Source organism: Pseudonocardia zijingensis, assembly GCF_042657305.1.
Taxonomy (GTDB): Bacteria; Actinomycetota; Actinomycetes; order Mycobacteriales; family Pseudonocardiaceae; genus Pseudonocardia; species Pseudonocardia zijingensis.
Map to the genome: position 1 here is coordinate 207,482 of NZ_JBHSKO010000006.1, position 16,314 is coordinate 223,795.

Below are 16,314 nucleotides of genomic sequence, written 5' to 3' on the forward strand. Positions count from 1 at the left end.
GCCAAATCTCTGATCATGAGCCGCTGAGGGTCCGAAATTGTGTCCCTGGATCGCCGTGAAACCTCCGGCACCGCCCCTCCAAGCGAGGCAGCGTCCTGGTGGCCGCCGACGCTGCCCCCCAACCCATCGGCTCCTGCCGGGATCTACACCGGTGGACCGGGACGCGCTGGGACGGGGGGGATCATGGGCGGGGAGACGGCGGATGTCGGATCGGGCGGGCCACCGCGGACGCCGTGGTGGACGGCGGTCTGGTGGGCCGGTGTCGGCGTGCTGCTCGCCGGGGTCGGGGTGCTGGGCTACGCGCTCGCCGTGGCGGATCGCGAATACCTGATCGAGGACCGGGCACCGGAGCCTGTGGCCGGCTTCCCGCTCACCGTGGTCGTGGTCGCGGGCACCACGGCGGCGACGCTCACCTGGGTGTTCCTCGCTCTCCGGCGCGTCTCGGGGCGTCGGCTCCCCCCGCCGTGGGTGACGGCGCCGCTCTCCGCCGTCCCGGTCGTCGGCGTCGGCCTGCTGGGCCACATGCTGAACGGTGGCCACGGCGTGGTGATCACGACCGTGCTGACCGCGTCGGCCACGGTGATCTGGACGTACGTGGCGGCCGGATGGGTGCGGGACTCCGACGTCACGTACTCGATCCCCTGGCCATCGGCTCTGGTGACCGTCGCGCTCGCGCTGGCCGGGGCCGTGGTCACCGCGTTCGTCCAGTGGCTCGACCTCCGTGACGCCACCTTCCCCGGCGAGCGCAGGTTGCTCGTCACCACCGCGTACGTCGTCATGCTGCTGGGCACCGCCTCGGTGCACCTCGCCGCGCTGCGTCTTCCACCGCTCCGGCAGGCGATCCGGCTCCGGTCACTACGGGGCGTCGTCGGGTTCGTCGGCGGGGTGGTGGTCGTGGCGCTGGTGGCGGGCGTGGTCGTCGACCTCGCCGGGGAGCGGAGCCGGGTCGACGCGACCACCACCGCGGCGGTGCCACCGCCGCCCACACCAGCCGACGTCACACGGGTGGCGTGGCGGTGGTCGGAAGGGGAGGAGATCCTCGCCGCGGTCCCCGCCGGCGCGGGGGTCGTCGCGGCCACGTCCCGCGGCGTCGTCGCGCTCGACGGCAGCACCGGCCAGGAACGCTGGCACTACCGGCGCGACGGCGCGCGGAGGATGGATCTGGCCGTGGTCGAGGGAGGCCGGGGGGTGATCGCCTCGTTCGACGGCCGGCTGCACGCCTTCGACGCGTTCACCGGCGAGCTGCGCTGGCGGCACGAGCCGCCGGCGGGCCCGGTACCGGCCTTCGGCGCCGGCATAGCCGCCACCGAGACGACCGTCATCCGGAGCACCACGATCTACAGCGATTTCGAGCTCGCCGGGATCGATGCGCGGACCGGCGAAGAGGTCTGGCGGTACAGCCCGCCACCGGAGTGCGACGAGGACGCCCAGTTCGTCGACGACATGATCATCGTCTTCCTGGGTGATGCCTGTTCCCCACCCGGCACCGTCGAGGCCGTCGCCCTGGACGGGTCGACCGGGCAGCCGGTCTGGCGCAAGCTCGTCGACGACTACGCATCGCCGCAGGCCCACGGCTCGGTGACGCTGTCCACCCCGGACGACCCCGGATACACGTACGTCGACCCGCGCACCGGACGCGAGAACGCCGAGCTGACGCGGTTGCTGGGCGACCGGACGCATTCCGTCCTGGGCAGGTACTCCGACGACGTCCTCACGTTCGACTGGGAGCTCTTCCGGCTCGGCGAGACCGGCCCGCGCTGGCAGGCCGAGGACTCCGCACCGGAGGCCGACGCGGTCGCCTCCCGGGCGACCTTCCTCAGGAACTCCGTCGTCATCCTCGACGACAGGGCCTGTCCCGGCGGCGAACCGGGCTTGGAGCTCGTCGTGCTCGACCGGGACGACGGCACGCGGCGACGCTCGTTCGACTGCCGAGACCTGTCCGAGGAGGACCGCCACAGCGACGCGTACATCTTCAGGGCCTCCGGCGCCGTCGTGCTCAGCGACGGGGACTCGCTGATCGGGCTCAGCGGGTGAACGGACGGGTGCGATGCATCGACGTCGCGTAGGACGTCAGTACCCGAGTCGTATGCGCTCGGCCTTCTCCTCCGACTGACGACCTTGGTACGAAGGGGCGTCGTCGGAGGTCGGGAGGCGTGCGGATGGCGTACAGCCCGTGGTCCCTGCTCACGGACGCAGGCCTGATCGGCGTGCTGCTCCTGGTGGGCACGTTCGTGCGCAGCCGGGTGGGGCTCGCCCAGCGGCTGATGCTGCCGGCGAGCGTGATCGCGGGATTCCTCGGCCTCCTGCTGGGGCCCAAGGTGCTGGGCGTGCTGCCGTTCTCCGACCAGCTCGGCACCTACGCCTCCGTGCTCATCGCGGTGATCTTCGCCTGCCTGGCGCTCTCCGACGACATGGGCGTGCGCGGGTTCGGCCCGTCGACGGGCGCGTTCTCGCTGTACTCGATGGGGGCGTACGCGCTGCAGGTGGGGCTGGGCATGCTGCTGGCCCTGCTCGTGCTCACCCCGGCGTTCGGCACGCCGGCGGGGTTCGGGCTGCTGCTGTTCGCGGGATGGGCGGGCGGGTTCGGCTCGGCCGCGGCGATCGGGAGCGTGTTCGCCGACGCCGGGTGGGCCGAGGCCGAGTCGCTGGCGTTCACCTCGGCCACCGTCGGGCTGCTCGTCGGGGTGGTCGGCGGGATCGTCTGGGCGAACTGGGGTGCCCGGCGCGGCCACACGCAGCGGGGCGGGAACTTCGCCGACCTCCCGGACTCGCTGCGCACCGGGCTCGTGCGCGACCCCGCCGAGCGCGGGTCGATCGGGTCGGCGACGACCACGGCGTCCTCGATCGAGCCGCTCGGGCTGCAGGTGTGCCTGGTGGCCGCCGTGTCCGCGGCGGCGTACGGGGTGGCCGAGCTGAGCACGGTGCTGTACCCGCAGTTCTCGCCGCCGGTGTTCGCGCTGGCCTTCGTGGTGGGGTTGCTGGTCAAGACCGCCCTGCGGCGCACCCCCGCCTGGTCCTATGCGTGCCCGCGCACGATGCGCGGGATCTCCGGTGTGGCCACGGACATCCTGATCGTCTGCGGGATCGCCTCGATCGTGCCCAGGTTCGTCGCCGCCAACTGGCTGCCGCTGGTCCTGCTCTTCGTCTTCGGACTGGCCTTCTGCCTGGTGATGTTCCGCTGGGTCGCGCCCGCCCTGATGCACGGCGCCTGGTTCGAGAAGGCGATCTTCACGTGGGGGTGGGCGACCGGCTCGGTCGCCACCTCGATCGCGCTCCTGCGCATGGTCGACCCCGACCTGGAGAGTCGCACCCTCGAGGAGTTCGGGATCGCGTACCTGCCGGTCGCGCCCGTGGAGACCGCGAGCGTCGCGCTCACGCCGGTCATCGTGATCGTCGGCGCCGCATGGGCGATCGCAGCGGGCTGGACGGCGCTGGGCGTCGTCGCCCTCGTCCTTCCGTTCGTTCTCGGGTGGACCCGCCGCAAAGCCCTGCGGACCACCCCGGACACCTCGGGGAGCACCACATGACCACCGCACATCTGGACGCCGACGTGGCCGTCGTCGGGCTCGGCGCGATGGGCTCGATGAGCGCCTGGCGGCTCGCACGCGCAGGTGCCCGGGTGCTCGGGTTCGAGCAGTTCGGCATCGCGCACGACCGCGGCGCGGCCGGCGGGGAGTCGCGCCTGTTCCGCATGGCCTACCACGAGGGCCCGGAGTACGTGCCGTTGCTGCGCAGGGCACGCGAGCTGTGGGGGGAGCTCGCGGCGGCGTCCGGACGGGAGCTGTTCCTCCCGACCGGCTGCCTCTCGATCGGGCTGCCCGATCTCCCGCCGATGGTCAACGTGCGCCGCTCGGTCACCGACCACGACCTCGAGCACGAGGTCCTCGCCCACGACGAGCTGGCGTCGCGCTACCCGCAGCATCGCCTCCACGACGGCGAGATCGGCATCCACGACGTCGCGGGCGGGATGCTCCGGCCGGAGCTGGCGGTGCTCGCGGCGGCGCAGCAGGCCCGCGCGCTGGGCGCCCGGCTGCACGAGCACACGGCGGTGCGGGCGATCGAACCCGGCGACGGCGGGGTCACGGTCGTCACCGACGAGGAGCGCTACCGGGTGCGCCGGGCCGTCGTCACCGCGGGGCCGTGGACCCGCGAGCTGGTGCCGGACGTCGCGGTGACCGTGAAGCCGATCGTGCTCACGTGGTTCGCCCCGGCGGACCTGTCCGCCTACGGCCCCGACCGGTTCCCCGCCTTCATCCGCGACACCGACGGCGTGCACCTGTTCGGCTGCCCTGTGCTCGACGGCATGTCGGTGAAGTGCGGTTATGCGGACGTCCGGGAGCCGCTGCCCGGCGCGCGCGACCTCACCCGCGACCTGCCCGACAGCGCGCTGCGGCCACTGTCGGACGCGGTGCGTCGGTTCCTGCCCGGGCTGCACCCCGAGCCCATCCGGCACAACGTCTACATGGACGGCTACACGGCCGACCGCACCGCCGTCGTCGGCGCGCTGCCGGCTGCCCCGTCCGTGGTGGTGCTGGCCGGGTTCTCCGGCCACGGGTTCAAGATGGCGCCGGTGTTCGGCAGCATCGCGGCGGACCTGACGCTCGAGGGCGGCACCGCCTTCGACGTCGCGCGGATGAGCCCGTCCCGGTTCGACGTCGCCGTGTGAGCGTCAGGTTCCCGCTGCCACGAGCGCGTCCCGGAACGCCGCCCCGACCGGCGAGTCGGCGGTGGCGCTCACGACCACCGACAGCGGGGTGATCGCCTCGGGATCGGTGAGCGGCCTCGAGACGACACCGTCGACGTGCAGCCGGGTGGTCGACCGCGGGACCAGCGCCACGGCGAGCCCGCAGGCCACGATGCCCAGCAGAGCCTGGTCGTTGGCGGCCTCCTGGGTGATGCGGGGGGAGAAGCCCGCGCGGACGCACGCGCTCACGATCGTGTCGTGGGCCACCGGGGCGAGCTCGCGCGGGAAGCAGGCCACGTCCTCGTCGGCGAGGTCGACGAGCCGGACCGCTTCGGCGGCGGCGAGCGCGTGGCCGGCCGGTAGGAGGCAGTGCAGCGGCTCGTCGGCGAGGCGGGTGAGCTCCACGCCGTCGCCGCCGCTGAGCATCCGGCAGACCCCGACGTCGATCGCGCCGTCGCGCAACGCCGCCAGCTGCGCCCGCTGCCCCATCTCCTGCACCACCGGCACGACGTGCGGGTGCGTGGCGCGGAACCGCGGCAGGACGCGGGGGAGCAACCCCGACACGGCGGAGGCGATGCAGCCGATCCGCAGGTACGCGCGCTGACCCCCGGCGCGACCGAGCGTCGACTCCAGCACCCGGACCCGGCCGACGAGATGGCGGGCCTCCGGCACCAAGGTGGTGCCGGCGGCGGTCAGGCGCAGCCTGCGCCTGCTGCGGTCGAACAACACCGTGCCGAGCCTGCGCTCCATCTTCGTGATCGCCTGGCTCAACGCGGGTTGCGCCATCTGCAGGTCGCGGGCCGCCTCGGTGATGCTGAGGCGCTCGGCGACGGCGAGGAAGTACTGGAGCTCGCGGAGCTCGACCATCGCTTCGTCTCCTCCCGTCGTCTGTGCAGCACGTGTTGTACAGCAACTGTTGTATGTTGGCTCGGTGCCGCCTCGGATCGACGCCGGCGTTCGCCGCCGCGAGGTCGCCAGGATCGCCGCCCGGCTCGTCGCGACCCGCGGTGCGGACGCCGTCTCGCTCCGCTCCCTGGCCGCCGAGGTCGGCGCCAGCACCACCGTGATCACGCACTACTTCGCCGGCAAGGCCGACCTGCTCGAGGCCGCCTACGGGGCGGCCGTGGACGACGCGCGGGAGCGGGTCGACGCGGTGCCGGGGGAGGGGCACCCGGACCGGATCCGGTTGCTCTGCGAGGCCGTGCTCCCCCTCGACGAGCCGCGACGGTCCAACTGGCTCGTGTGGCTCGCGTTCATGGGGGCGGCGATCAGCGATCCCCGGATGGCCGCTCTGCAGCGGCGGCGGGTGGCCGGGCACCGCGAGCTGCTCACGGCGGCGATCCGGGCCGCGCAGGAGGCGGGGCAGGTGCATCCCGGCCGGAGCGCCGAGGAGGAAGCGCGCTCGCTCCTGGCGATGGTGCACGGCATCGCGAGCCACGCGGTGTTCGACCTCGACGACTGGCCCGCGCAGCGCCAGGTCGCCGCGGTCGAGGCGTTCTGCCTGCACCTGGCGGCTCCGCCGGAGGAGGGCCGACCGTCGTGACCGCCTTCGAACGGTTCGCCGTGACCCGTCCGCGTCCCGGCGTCGCGCTCGTCACGATCGACCGGGCGGACAAGCTCAACGCGATGGACCCGGTCTTCTTCCGCGAGCTGATCGAGGTCACCGCAGTGCTCTCGGCGGCGCCGGACGTGCGGGCGGCCGTCCTGACCGGGGCCGGCCGCGCCTTCTCGGCGGGCGGTGACATCGACAGCTTCCACGCCATGGAAGGCGACACCGCGCGCATCCGGACGCACAACCGCCTCGTGTTCGACGCGTTCAGCGCGGTGGAGCGGTGCACGGTCCCGGTGATCGGGGCGATCAACGGCATCGCCTACGGCGGCGGCACCGAGCTCACGCTGGCGTGCGACGTCGTCCTGGCGGGGCGGTCGGCGTCGTTCGCCTTCAAGGAGGCCACGGTCGGTCTCATGCCGGGGTGGGGGATCATCCGCGGGCCCGAGGTCATGGGGCGGCACTGGACGAGGCTGCTCGCCCTCACCGGGCGGACGATCGACGCGGCGACGGCACACCGGGCCGGCCTCGTCCAGGAGGTCCACCCCGACGACGAGCTGCTCGACGCCGCCCTGGACCTGGCGGTCGAGATGGTGGAGCTGCCACCGCTCGCGGTGGAGGTCGGCAAGGTCTTCGCGAACCGCGGCACCACGGACGGGTTCGGCGAGGCGCTCGAGGCGACCGCGCTGCTGTTCACCACGCCGGAGCACAAGGAGCGCGTGGCCGCGTTCCGCGCGCAACGGCGACACCGGACGAGACCGGAAGGATCGGGATGAGCGCACTTGCGGGGCGGACCGCGCTGGTGACGGGCGGGTCCCGCGGCGTGGGACGGGCGATCGCGGTCCGCCTCGCGGCGGAGGGGGCCGCGGTGGCGGTGAACTACCGGCGCGACGCCGGCGCCGCCGAGGAGGTCGTCGCCGAGATCGAGAAGGCCGGCGGGCGGGCACGGGCGTACCGGGCCTCTGTCGGCGACGCGGACGCCGTCGCCGAGATGACCGACGCCGTGCACGCCGACCTCGGCCCGGTCGACCTCCTGGTCAGCAACGCGGGCACCGCCAGCCGAGGTGAGGCGATCGGCGACACCGACGACGACGAGTACCTGCGGCTGCTGCGGGTGCACACCCTCGGCCCGCTGGCGCTCGTGCGCGGGCTGCTCCCCGACCTGCGCCGGGCGGGCCGCGCCGACGTCATCGTCATCTCCAGCGCGATCGTCCCCGACGCTCCCGCGAACGGCGCGGCGTACACGATGGCGAAGGCCGCGTTGGAGGCGGCCGCCCGCACGCTGGCGAAGGAGGAGCGGGCGCACGGCATCCGGGTCAACATCGTGGCGCCGGGCCTCGTGGCCACGGACATGGGCGACCGGCTCGTCGCGGCGACCGCGGGTGGTGCCACGATCGCCGACCTCGATGCCCGCTACCCGTTCGGGCGGGTCGCGCGGCCCGAGGACGTCGCGGGCGTCGTCGCGTTCCTCGCCACCGCCGACGCCGCCTACGTCACCGGCCAGCGGATCCAGGTCGACGGTGGGGGACCGGACCACGGGATCGTCGCCACCTGAGCCGCGCGCCGCCAAAGCGCAACGCCAGCATGGTGGCTTTACTGGCGCGATATGCCAGTAAAGCCACCATGCTGGCGTTCGGAGACGGGCGTTCAGGCCGCACCCGGGGTCACGTCGACCAGCACCGTGCCGGCGGCCACCGAATCCCCCGGGGCCACGTACAGCTCCCGGACCGTGCCGGCGACGTCGGACTTCACCTCGATCTCCATCTTCATCGCCTCCAGCACGACGAGGACGTCGCCCGGTGCGACCGTGGTGCCCTGTTCGACCGCGACGGCGACGACCGTGGCGTCCATCGGTGCGGTGGGCGGCGCACCGCGCCCGGTGGTGGGCCGGTGCGAGGGCCCGCCCGTCCGGCCGGGACGGGCCGACACCGTGACCTCGGTGCCCCGCGGCGGCACCGCGCCGTAGACGGCGACCTCGACCGGGCCCCGGTCGGTCGCGATCCGCACCCGCCGCGCCGGCCGGGTGCCCGCCGGGGGAGGGGTCGCCGGCGGCGCGGCCGGGCGCAGCGCGGGGTCGGGCACCCAGTCCCGCTCCACCGAGCCGGTGTCGTGCGCGACGGCGACGAACTCGGCCGAGGTGAGCACGCCGCGCAGGTAGGGCACGGTGGTCGGGACGCCGTCGACGCGCAGCTCGTCGAGTGCCGCGACGAGCCGGCGCCGGGCGGACTCGCGGTCGGCGCCCCGGGTGAGGACCTTGCCGAACATCGAGTCGTACTCGGCGGGCACGGCGTCGCCGCTCGCGATGCCCATGTCGCAGCGCACCCACGGTCCCTGCGGCGCGTTGAGCGTGGTGACCCGCCCCGGTGCGGGGCGGAAGGACTCCCAGGGGTCCTCCGCGGCGATGCGCGCCTGGATGGCGTGCCCTTCGAGGCGCACGTCGTCCTGGGTGAACCAGAGCTTCTCCCCGTTCGCGACGGCGAGTTGCGCGGCCACCAGGTCGAGCCCGGTGACCAGCTCGGTGACGCCGTGCTCGACCTGCAGTCGGGTGTTCATCTCGAGGAAGAAGAACTCGCCGGTGGCCGGCAGCACGAGGAACTCGACCGTGCCCGCGCCCACGTAGCCGACCGCGGCGGCCAGGCGGACGGCGGCGTCGCGCACGCCGTCGCGCACGTGCCCCGGCAGGTCGGGCGCGGGGGCCTCCTCGACGAGCTTCTGGTGGCGCCGCTGCACCGAGCAGTCGCGGTCACCGAGGTGCACGACGCCGCCGTGGGCGTCGGCGAGGACCTGCACCTCGACGTGCCGGGGCCGCTCCAGGTAGCGCTCGAGGTGCACCTCGGGCCGGCCGAACGCGGCCGTGGCCTCGCGGGCGGCGGCGGTGAGCGCGGCGTCCAGCTCGGCGGGGCCGTGCACGATGCGCATGCCCCTGCCCCCGCCGCCGAAGGACGCCTTCACCACGACGGGCCAGCCGATCCGCTCGGCCTCCGTCCGTGCCTGCGCCGGGTCGGAGATCGTGCCGGCGCTGCCGGGCGGCACCGGCACCCCGCACGACTGCGCGGCCTCGCGGGCGGCGACCTTGTCGCCCATCCGCTCGATGATCTCGGCGGGCGGTCCGACGAAGACCAGCCCCGCGTCGGTGACCGCCCGCGCGAACGTGGCGTCCTCGGAGAGCAGGCCGTAGCCGGGGTGGACGGCGTCGGCTCCCGCCTCCGTGGCCGCGGCGACGATCGCGCCGGCGCACAGGTACGACTCGCGCGCCGGCGCGGGCCCGATCCGGTACGCCTCGTCGGCCATCCGGACGTGCAGCGCGTCGGCGTCGGCGTCGCTGTGCACGGCGACGGTGCGCAGGCCGAGCTCGCAGCAGGTTCGGAGGATCCGGACCGCGATCTCGCCGCGGTTCGCGACGAGGACCTTGCCGATCTCCGTGACCGGCCCACCGGCGTCCTGCACGGGCTGCTCCGCTCTGCTGGGATCGAAACCGTTCCGCCGACGCCTGTCTACCAATCGGCCGTCTGGTAGTCTAGCGTCAGCCCAGGAGACCATTCCACCCCACGACGAGGGAGGCCCGGTGTCGGTCGCCGAGCCCGGCGCGGCTTCGATGGCGGAGCGGATCGCCCAACTGCGCGCCCGCAAGGAGCACTCGCTCGAGATGGGTGGCGCGGAGGGTCTGCGCAAGCACCGCGAGTCGGGCCGGCTGCCCGTGCGGGAGCGCATCGACATGCTCGTGGACCCGGGTTCCTGGTTCGAGATCGGCGCGCTCGCCCTGCCCGAGCGGCGCACGGCCAAGCACGTCCCCGGCGACGCCGTCGTGACCGGTTTCGGGCTGCTCGACGGCAGGCGCGTCGGCGTGATCGGCATCGACGCGAGCGTGCTCGCCGGCACCACGGCCCCGATCAGCATGCGCAAGCAGGGCCGCCTGATCGAGCACGCCCAGCGGCACGGCTTCCCGCTCGTGCTGCTCTGCGACGCCGACGGCGGCCGGATGCCGGACGTCTCCGGCTGGCGGTTCTCCGGTCTCCCCCTCGACTTCACGACCTTCCTCAAGCCGCCGCCGGGTGCGCCGGTCGTGCCGCGGGCGGCCGCGGTGCTCGGGCCCAGCTACGGCGACTCTGCGCTGCACGCCTCCACGGCGCACTTCGTCGTCATGTTGCAGAGCTCGTCGATCGCGCTCTCCGGCCCGTCGGTCGTGGAGCCCGCGATCGGGGAGAAGGTCACCGACGAGGAGCTGGGCGGCCCGGCCGCGGCCACGGAGGCGGGCAACGCGCACCTCGTCGTCGAGACCGAGGCCGACGCGATGGACGCCATCGCCGCCTTCCTGTCCTACCTGCCGCCCAACTCCACACAGGAGCCGCCGTGGGGGCCGCCGCTGGCACCCGCGCGCGACCCGAAGGACCTGGAGGAGATCGTCCCGCTGGGGCCGCGCAGCGGCTACGACATGCGCGACGTGTTCGCCTGCATCGCGGACGAGGCCTCGATCCTGCCCTGGGCCGACGGGTGGGCCGGCTCGGTGCTCTGCGCGCTGGGCCGCATCGAGGGCCGCCCGGTCGGGCTGATCGGCAACCAGCCGATCGTGCGCGCGGGCGCGCTGGACCCGGCCGCGCTCGCGAAGGAGCGCGCGTTCGTCGACCTCTGCGACACGTTCGGGCTGCCGCTGGTGTTCCTCCACGACGTGCCCGGCCTGATGATCGGCAGGGCGGCCGAGCGGGGCGGCATCCTGCACGGCTACGAGGCGCTGGTGTCGCGGATCGCCGAGGCCACGGTGCCGAAGGTCGGTGTCGTGCTGCGCAAGGCGTACGGCGGCGGGCACTTCGCGATGGGCGGGCGCCCCACGAAGCCGGACTTCCTGTTCGCCTGGCCGTCGGCCGAGCTGGGCTTCATGGCCCCGGAGACGGGCATCCGCACCATCCACCGGCGGAAGCTGGAGGCGGTGCTCGCCGAGCAGGGCCCGGAGGCGCACGCCGCGCTGGTTTCAGAGCTCACCGCGGAGTGGAACGCCGACGCCGAGCCCTGGGAGGCGGCGGCGCACCTGTCGCTGGACGACGTCATCGAGCCCGCCGACACCCGCCGCGTGGTGGCGACCGCGATCGCGATCGCCGCGCACGGCCGGTTCGGCGGCTGAGCGGCGCATGCGACGCGAACTGGAGCAAGGGGTCGGGATGGACGAGACGGTCACGGCGCGCCGCAACGGTGCCGCACCGCGCAACATCAGGGTGGACGCCGACGGGCCCGTCGCCGTGATCACGATCGACGCCCCGGCGAAGCTCAACGCGATGGGCCGCACGTTCTGGCCCGAGATGCGCGACGCACTGGCCTCGCTGGAGGCCGACGGGCACACGCGCGCGGTGATCGTCACCGGGGCGGGGGAGAAGGCGTTCTCCGCGGGCGGGGACATCGCCGGCTTCGCGCAGCTGGACACCGTGCAGGCCAAGCGCGACTTCCAGCGCGAGTGCATGCGCACGTTCGCCGCCGTCGAGGAGTGCAGCCTCCCCGTGATCGCGGCGGTCAACGGCTACGCGATGGGCGGTGGCTGCGAGCTGACCCTGGCGTGCGACATCGTCGTCGCCGCCGAGAACGCCGTGTTCGGGATGCCGGAGGCCGCGGTGGGGCTGGTGCCCGGGTTCGGGGTGCTGCGCGCGCCGTCGGTGATCGGCAGGCACTGGACGAAGCTGATGGTGTTCGCCGGTGAGCGGGTGGACGCCGAGACCGCGCTGCGGATCGGGCTCGTGCAGAAGGTCGTGCCCGCCGCCGAGCTGCTGGCCACCGCCCGCGCGCTGGCCGAGCGGATCGCGGCGCAGGCGCCGCTGGCCATCGCCGCGGGCAAGGGGCTGGTCAACCGCGGCGTCGACCGCGGCGAGTTCGACCACTCGACCGCCGCGCTCACCACGTTGCAGGGATCCGCCGATGTCGGGGAAGGCATCCGGGCGTTCACCGAGAAGCGCCCGCCGGTCTTCCGCGGCCGTTAGGGGCGAGGAGATGGACCCGTTCGTCGCGCTGATGCGCCGTTACGTCGTCGACTACACGAACCGGCACGACACGAGCGTGTGCGCGGAGCTGATGGAGCCGGACTACACGCTGCGGATGGGCCCGCATGTGGTGGCCGGCCGGGACGAGCAGTACGTGCCGGCGGCGAGGAAGCAGTTCGACCAGTTCCCCGGGCTCTGCCTGACGGTGCACGAGATCGTCACCAACGGTGAGCGGCTGGCGATGCGGTTCTCCGAGCACGGCGCCTCCCTGCGCCACGGTGGCGCCGTCGCGTCCTGGCAGGGCATCGGGCTCTACCGGTGGAACGGCACGAGGCTCGTCGCGAACCTGGTGGAGCAGGACTACCAGGCCCGCCGCCGCCAGCTGGCCGACGGCAGGCCCGACCCGGTCGCCCCGCCCGCGCTCGCGCCGTGGGACACGGCGGCGGTGCCTCCCGACCCGGCCGCCGAGCAGGTGGTGCGCGACTGGATCGCCGCCGGCACCCCGGGTGGCGCGGTGCGGGTCGACGACGGCGACCGGTCGGTGCCCCAGGAGGAGGCGTCCGACGAGGTCGACGACCTGTTCTCCGCAGGCTCGGCCGTCGCGTTCCGGCTCACCCGCCGTGGCCGCTACGCCGGTGGCCTCGACGGCGTCGACCCCGCGCTGATCGGCACGAGCTCCACGCTGCACCTCGTCGGGATCGTGCACGTGGCCGGCGGGCGGGTGGCGAGCGGGCAGATCATCCGCGATCGGCTGGGCATGGCCCGCAGCCTGAAGTCCGTGGGGGTGACGGCGTGACGTCCGTGGAGATCGAGGACGACCTGCTCACCCCGGAGGCCACCGCCGACCCGTACGGGCTGTTCGCGCGGCTGCGCGAGCACGACCCGGTGCGCTGGAGCGCGCGCCACCGGGCCTGGCTGCTCACCCGCTACGACGACGTCTCGGCGGCGTTCCAGAACAAGGCGCTGTCCAACGACCGCGTGCGGCCGCTGCTCGCCGCGCGCCGGGCGCAGGGGAGCGGGTCGGGTGGCCGCCCGGCCGCCGACCGGGTGCTCGAGCTCATCGGTGAGTGGATGGTCGTCTCCGATCCGCCCGCGCACACCCGGCTGCGCAGGCTCGCCGCGGGCGCGTTCAAGGGCCAGCGGATCTCCGCGATGGGCGAGCAGATCACGGAACTGGTCGACGAGCTGGTGGAGGGGTTCACCGGTGGCGACCTGATCTCCGAGATCGCCTACCCGCTCCCGGCCACCGTGATCGCGACGATGCTCGGCGCGCCGGTGGCCGACCGCGACCGGTTCCGCGAGTGGTCCGACGAGCTCGCGCTGGTCGCGTTCGGCACCGGTGGCGACGCGCGGGCCGAGCGGCACGAGCGCGCGCTGCGCGGCCTGCGGGAGATGGACGGCTACTTCCGGGAGCTGATCGCGCTGCGCCGCCGGGAACCCCGGGAGGACATGCTCACCGCGCTGATGGCAGCCGAGGAGGGTGACCGCCTCTCCGACGACGAGCTCGTGTCGATGTGCGCGCTGCTGCTGTTCGCCGGACACGAGACCACCACGAACTCGATCGCGAACGCCACGCTGGCGCTGCTGCGCCACCCCGATCAGCTGGCCCGGCTGCGTGCCGAGCCCGAGCTGATCGCGCCCGCCGTGGAGGAGCTGCTGCGCTTCGACGGGCCGATCAAGGTCCTGAACCGGTGGGTGGTGGCGGAGACCGAGATCCGTGGGCGCCGCATCTCGCCGGGGGAGCGGGTGCACCTCGTGCTGTCGGCCGCCAACCGTGACCCGGAGAAGTTCGCCGACCCCGACACCCTCGACCTGTCGCGGCGCCCCAACCCGCAGATCGCCTTCGGCAAGGGGATCCACGCCTGCATCGGTGCGCAGCTGGCGCGGATGGAGACGCGGATCGCGGTCGCCCGGATCGTCGAGCGGCTGCCGGGGCTCGCGCTCGCCGCCGAGCCGCGGTGGAAGCCGAGCCTGGCGTCGCGGTCGCTGGAGGAGCTGCGCGTCGAGGTGGGCCGATGAGGATCGGCGTCGACCCGGACGTGTGCGAGGCGCACGGCCAGTGCTCCGTGGTGGACTTCGAGCTCTTCCCGCTCGACGACGACGGTTACAGCGCGGTCGGCCCGGACCGCGAGGTGCCGGCGGGCGAGGAGGGGACGGCGCGGATCGGCGTCGACGCCTGTCCGGTGCGCGCGCTGCGGGTGCTGTCGGAATGACCGGCCACGAGGTGCTCTTCGAGCCGCTGCGCCTGGGTGGGCTCACCCTGCGCAACCGCCTCGTGATGGCACCGATGGGCACCTGCCTCGACGCCGGTGGCCGCATCACCGACGACACGATCGCCTACTACCTGCGCCGGGCGCGCGGTGGCGTCGGCACGATCACGGTGGAGGGCTGCCTCGTCTCGGCCGACACGGTGGGGCCGGAGCCGAAGATCTGCGGGCGGGAGTACCTGCCGGGGTTGCGCCGGCTGGTGGAGGCGTTGCGCCCCTACGACGTGACGGTCGGGGTGCAGCTCATGCACCCGGGGCGGCAGGTGGTCGAGGGGCCGTCGGTGGCGCCGTCGCCGATCCCGCTGAACTCCGCCGCACCCGTGCCCCACGAGCTGACCGCCGACGAGATCGCCGGGATCGTGGCCGACTATGGCGCGGCCGCCGCGCTCGCGGCCGAGGCCGGGTTCGACTTCGTCGAGGTGCACGGGGCACACGGCTACCTGCCGTCCAACTTCCTGTCCCCGCAGTTCAACCAGCGCTGCGACGAGTACGGCGGGTCGCTGGAGAACCGTGCCCGCTTCTCGGTGGAGGTCGCCCGCGCGATCACCGAGCAGACCGGGCTGCCGCTGGTGTGGCGGCTCAACGGCGACGACGGCCCGAGCGGTGGGCTGACGATCGAGGAGGCCGCGCGGGTGGCCGCCATGGTCGTCGCGGCCGGGGCGTCGGCGATCAGCGTCTCGGCGGGCACCTGGCTGTCGCTGCAGGTCACGCTCGCACCGATGGCGGTGCCCCGCGGGCACATGCGCCCGCTCGCCGCCGCGGTGAAGCGGGCCGTCGACGTGCCCGTGATGGCCGTCGGGCGGCTCGACGACCCGGACGACGCGGCCGCCGTCGTCGCGTCCGGCGACGCTGACCTGGTGCTGCTCGGGCGGGCGCTGATCGCCGAGCCGGACTGGCCGGACAAGGTGCGCGAAGGCCGGCTCGACGAGCTGCGCCCGTGCATCGCCTGCAACGCCTGCGTCGACCTGGTCGGGCGCGGCGAGCGGGCCCGGTGCTCGGTCAACCCGGAGGCCGGTCGGGAGCTCACCTGGGAGCTGAAGCCCGCGGCCACGCCCCGGCGGGTGATGGTCGTGGGCAGCGGTCCGGCCGGGATGGAGGCCGCGCGGATCGCGCGCCTGCGCGGGCACGACGTGTCGATCTGGGAGCGCGACGACCGGCTCGGCGGCAAGCTGGAGGTCGCGGGGCTGGCGCCGAGCAAGCGCGAGGTGCTGCGGTTCCGCGCGTACCAGGCTGAGCGGCTGGCCGAGCTCGGGGTGGTGATCCGCACCGGCGTCGAGGTGGACACCGCCGTGGTGGCGCGGGAGGCGCCGGACGTGCTCGTCGTCGCCACCGGCGCGGAGCCGCTGGTGCCGCCGCTGCCCGGCATCGACTCCCCGCACGTGCACGACGCGCAGGAGCTGCTCCGCGGCGAGGTCGCGGTGGAGATGGGGCAGCGCGTCGTCGTGATCGGGGGCAGCGCCACCGGCTGCGAGACCGCCGAGCTGCTCGCTGCCCGGGGCGCGCACGTCACGATCATCGAGATGCGCGGCAGCATCGGGCGGGGCATCGAGGCGATCACCCGCCGCCAGTTGGTGCGCCAGCTGCGCCACGACGGCGTCGAGATCCGCACCCGGGCGACGGTGATCGCGATCGAGCCGGGCGCGGTCGTCCACACCGACGCCGACGGCGCGGCGCACGAGGTGCCTGCCGGCGTCGTCGCGCTCGCGATCGGCTGGCGCCCCACCGGCGCGGCACTGGCGGCGCCGCCCGGGGTTGAGGTGCGGGTGCTCGGGGACGCCGAGCACCCCGCGGACTTCGTCCGCGCGATCAACTCCGGGGCGGACGCGGCGCTCGCGCTCTGACCTCGATCAACGC

At 74.1% G+C, this 16,314-nt stretch carries 14 protein-coding genes; 12 read left to right on the forward strand and 2 right to left on the reverse strand.

Annotated elements, in window-relative coordinates; all coding sequences use genetic code 11:
• The first annotated feature begins 183 nt into the window (after nt 1-183).
• The 3 genes from ACFPL3_RS15155 to solA all read left to right on the forward strand — a co-directional run bounded on the left by ACFPL3_RS15155 (nt 184) and on the right by solA (nt 4,666).
• Entirely contained in the window at nt 184-2,034 is a 1,851-nt protein-coding gene (locus ACFPL3_RS15155) for a PQQ-binding-like beta-propeller repeat protein (protein ID WP_343941716.1), read from the forward strand.
• A 125-nt stretch (nt 2,035-2,159) separates the two neighbouring features.
• Nucleotides 2,160-3,527, forward strand: a complete 1,368-nt coding sequence (locus ACFPL3_RS15160; protein ID WP_343941715.1) for a sodium/glutamate symporter — start codon at nt 2,160-2,162, stop codon at nt 3,525-3,527.
• The gene (gene solA / locus ACFPL3_RS15165) at nt 3,524-4,666 is read left to right on the forward strand and encodes an N-methyl-L-tryptophan oxidase (RefSeq protein ID WP_343941714.1); all 1,143 of its coding nucleotides are present in this window, start codon (nt 3,524-3,526) and stop codon (nt 4,664-4,666) included. Before ACFPL3_RS15160 ends, solA begins: the two co-directional genes overlap by 4 nt.
• Before the next feature lie 3 nt (nt 4,667-4,669).
• Here solA and ACFPL3_RS15170 read toward each other — a convergent pair whose 3' ends face one another.
• The gene (locus ACFPL3_RS15170; RefSeq protein WP_379589147.1) at nt 4,670-5,551 is read right to left on the reverse strand and encodes a LysR family transcriptional regulator; all 882 of its coding nucleotides are present in this window, start codon (nt 5,549-5,551) and stop codon (nt 4,670-4,672) included.
• A 64-nt stretch (nt 5,552-5,615) separates the two neighbouring features.
• On the opposite strand from ACFPL3_RS15170, the gene ACFPL3_RS15175 reads away from it, so the two are divergent.
• The 3 genes from ACFPL3_RS15175 to ACFPL3_RS15185 are packed head-to-tail and all read left to right on the forward strand — an operon-like array spanning nt 5,616 to nt 7,788.
• On the forward strand, nt 5,616-6,227 hold the full coding sequence (locus ACFPL3_RS15175; RefSeq protein WP_343941712.1) for a TetR/AcrR family transcriptional regulator: 612 nt from the start codon (nt 5,616-5,618) through the stop codon (nt 6,225-6,227).
• The gene (locus ACFPL3_RS15180) at nt 6,224-7,009 is read left to right on the forward strand and encodes an enoyl-CoA hydratase/isomerase family protein (protein ID WP_343941711.1); all 786 of its coding nucleotides are present in this window, start codon (nt 6,224-6,226) and stop codon (nt 7,007-7,009) included. Before ACFPL3_RS15175 ends, ACFPL3_RS15180 begins: the two co-directional genes overlap by 4 nt.
• Nucleotides 7,006-7,788 carry an SDR family NAD(P)-dependent oxidoreductase gene (locus ACFPL3_RS15185; protein WP_343941710.1) on the forward strand — a complete coding sequence of 261 codons (783 nt, stop codon included), beginning with the start codon at nt 7,006-7,008 and terminating at the stop codon, nt 7,786-7,788. The genes ACFPL3_RS15180 and ACFPL3_RS15185 overlap by 4 nt, the downstream gene beginning before the upstream one ends.
• Nucleotides 7,789-7,880: 92 nt before the next feature.
• Here ACFPL3_RS15185 and ACFPL3_RS15190 read toward each other — a convergent pair whose 3' ends face one another.
• Nucleotides 7,881-9,680, reverse strand: coding sequence for an acetyl/propionyl/methylcrotonyl-CoA carboxylase subunit alpha (locus tag ACFPL3_RS15190; protein ID WP_343941709.1), 1,800 nt, complete (start codon nt 9,678-9,680; stop codon nt 7,881-7,883).
• A gap of 118 nt (nt 9,681-9,798) precedes the next feature.
• Here ACFPL3_RS15190 and ACFPL3_RS15195 point away from each other — a divergent pair, with 118 nt between their 5' ends.
• From ACFPL3_RS15195 to ACFPL3_RS15220, 6 genes are read left to right on the forward strand one after another with little or no spacing between them, the layout of a single operon-like run.
• Nucleotides 9,799-11,349, forward strand: a complete 1,551-nt coding sequence (locus tag ACFPL3_RS15195; RefSeq protein WP_343941708.1) for an acyl-CoA carboxylase subunit beta — start codon at nt 9,799-9,801, stop codon at nt 11,347-11,349.
• 37 nt (nt 11,350-11,386) lie between these two features.
• Complete coding sequence (locus ACFPL3_RS15200; protein ID WP_343941707.1) at nt 11,387-12,193, forward strand: enoyl-CoA hydratase/isomerase family protein; 807 nt, start codon at nt 11,387-11,389, stop codon at nt 12,191-12,193.
• Between the two features lie 10 nt (nt 12,194-12,203).
• Nucleotides 12,204-12,989 (forward strand): ester cyclase, encoded by a 786-nt coding sequence (locus ACFPL3_RS15205; protein ID WP_343941706.1) that lies wholly within the window; start codon nt 12,204-12,206, stop codon nt 12,987-12,989.
• The gene (locus tag ACFPL3_RS15210; RefSeq protein WP_343941705.1) at nt 12,986-14,212 is read left to right on the forward strand and encodes a cytochrome P450; all 1,227 of its coding nucleotides are present in this window, start codon (nt 12,986-12,988) and stop codon (nt 14,210-14,212) included. Before ACFPL3_RS15205 ends, ACFPL3_RS15210 begins: the two co-directional genes overlap by 4 nt.
• Complete coding sequence (locus ACFPL3_RS15215) at nt 14,209-14,406, forward strand: ferredoxin (RefSeq protein WP_343941704.1); 198 nt, start codon at nt 14,209-14,211, stop codon at nt 14,404-14,406. Before ACFPL3_RS15210 ends, ACFPL3_RS15215 begins: the two co-directional genes overlap by 4 nt.
• The gene (locus ACFPL3_RS15220) at nt 14,403-16,301 is read left to right on the forward strand and encodes an oxidoreductase (protein WP_343941703.1); all 1,899 of its coding nucleotides are present in this window, start codon (nt 14,403-14,405) and stop codon (nt 16,299-16,301) included. The genes ACFPL3_RS15215 and ACFPL3_RS15220 overlap by 4 nt, the downstream gene beginning before the upstream one ends.
• Nucleotides 16,302-16,314: the final 13 nt, after the last annotated feature.

Excerpts from the sequence above, each read along its gene's own strand:
- ACFPL3_RS15200 (WP_343941707.1), top strand. The coding sequence starts at position 11,387 with ATGGACGAGACGGTCACGGCGCGCCGCAACGGTGCCGCACCGCGCAAC.
- ACFPL3_RS15220 (WP_343941703.1), top strand. The coding sequence starts at position 14,403 with ATGACCGGCCACGAGGTGCTCTTCGAGCCGCTGCGCCTGGGTGGGCTC.
- solA (WP_343941714.1), top strand. The coding sequence starts at position 3,524 with ATGACCACCGCACATCTGGACGCCGACGTGGCCGTCGTCGGGCTCGGC.
- ACFPL3_RS15155 (WP_343941716.1), top strand. The coding sequence starts at position 184 with ATGGGCGGGGAGACGGCGGATGTCGGATCGGGCGGGCCACCGCGGACG.
- ACFPL3_RS15205 (WP_343941706.1), top strand. The coding sequence starts at position 12,204 with ATGGACCCGTTCGTCGCGCTGATGCGCCGTTACGTCGTCGACTACACG.
- ACFPL3_RS15185 (WP_343941710.1), top strand. The coding sequence starts at position 7,006 with ATGAGCGCACTTGCGGGGCGGACCGCGCTGGTGACGGGCGGGTCCCGC.
- ACFPL3_RS15170 (WP_379589147.1), bottom strand. The coding sequence starts at position 5,551 with ATGGTCGAGCTCCGCGAGCTCCAGTACTTCCTCGCCGTCGCCGAGCGC.
- ACFPL3_RS15160 (WP_343941715.1), top strand. The coding sequence starts at position 2,160 with ATGGCGTACAGCCCGTGGTCCCTGCTCACGGACGCAGGCCTGATCGGC.
- ACFPL3_RS15215 (WP_343941704.1), top strand. The coding sequence starts at position 14,209 with ATGAGGATCGGCGTCGACCCGGACGTGTGCGAGGCGCACGGCCAGTGC.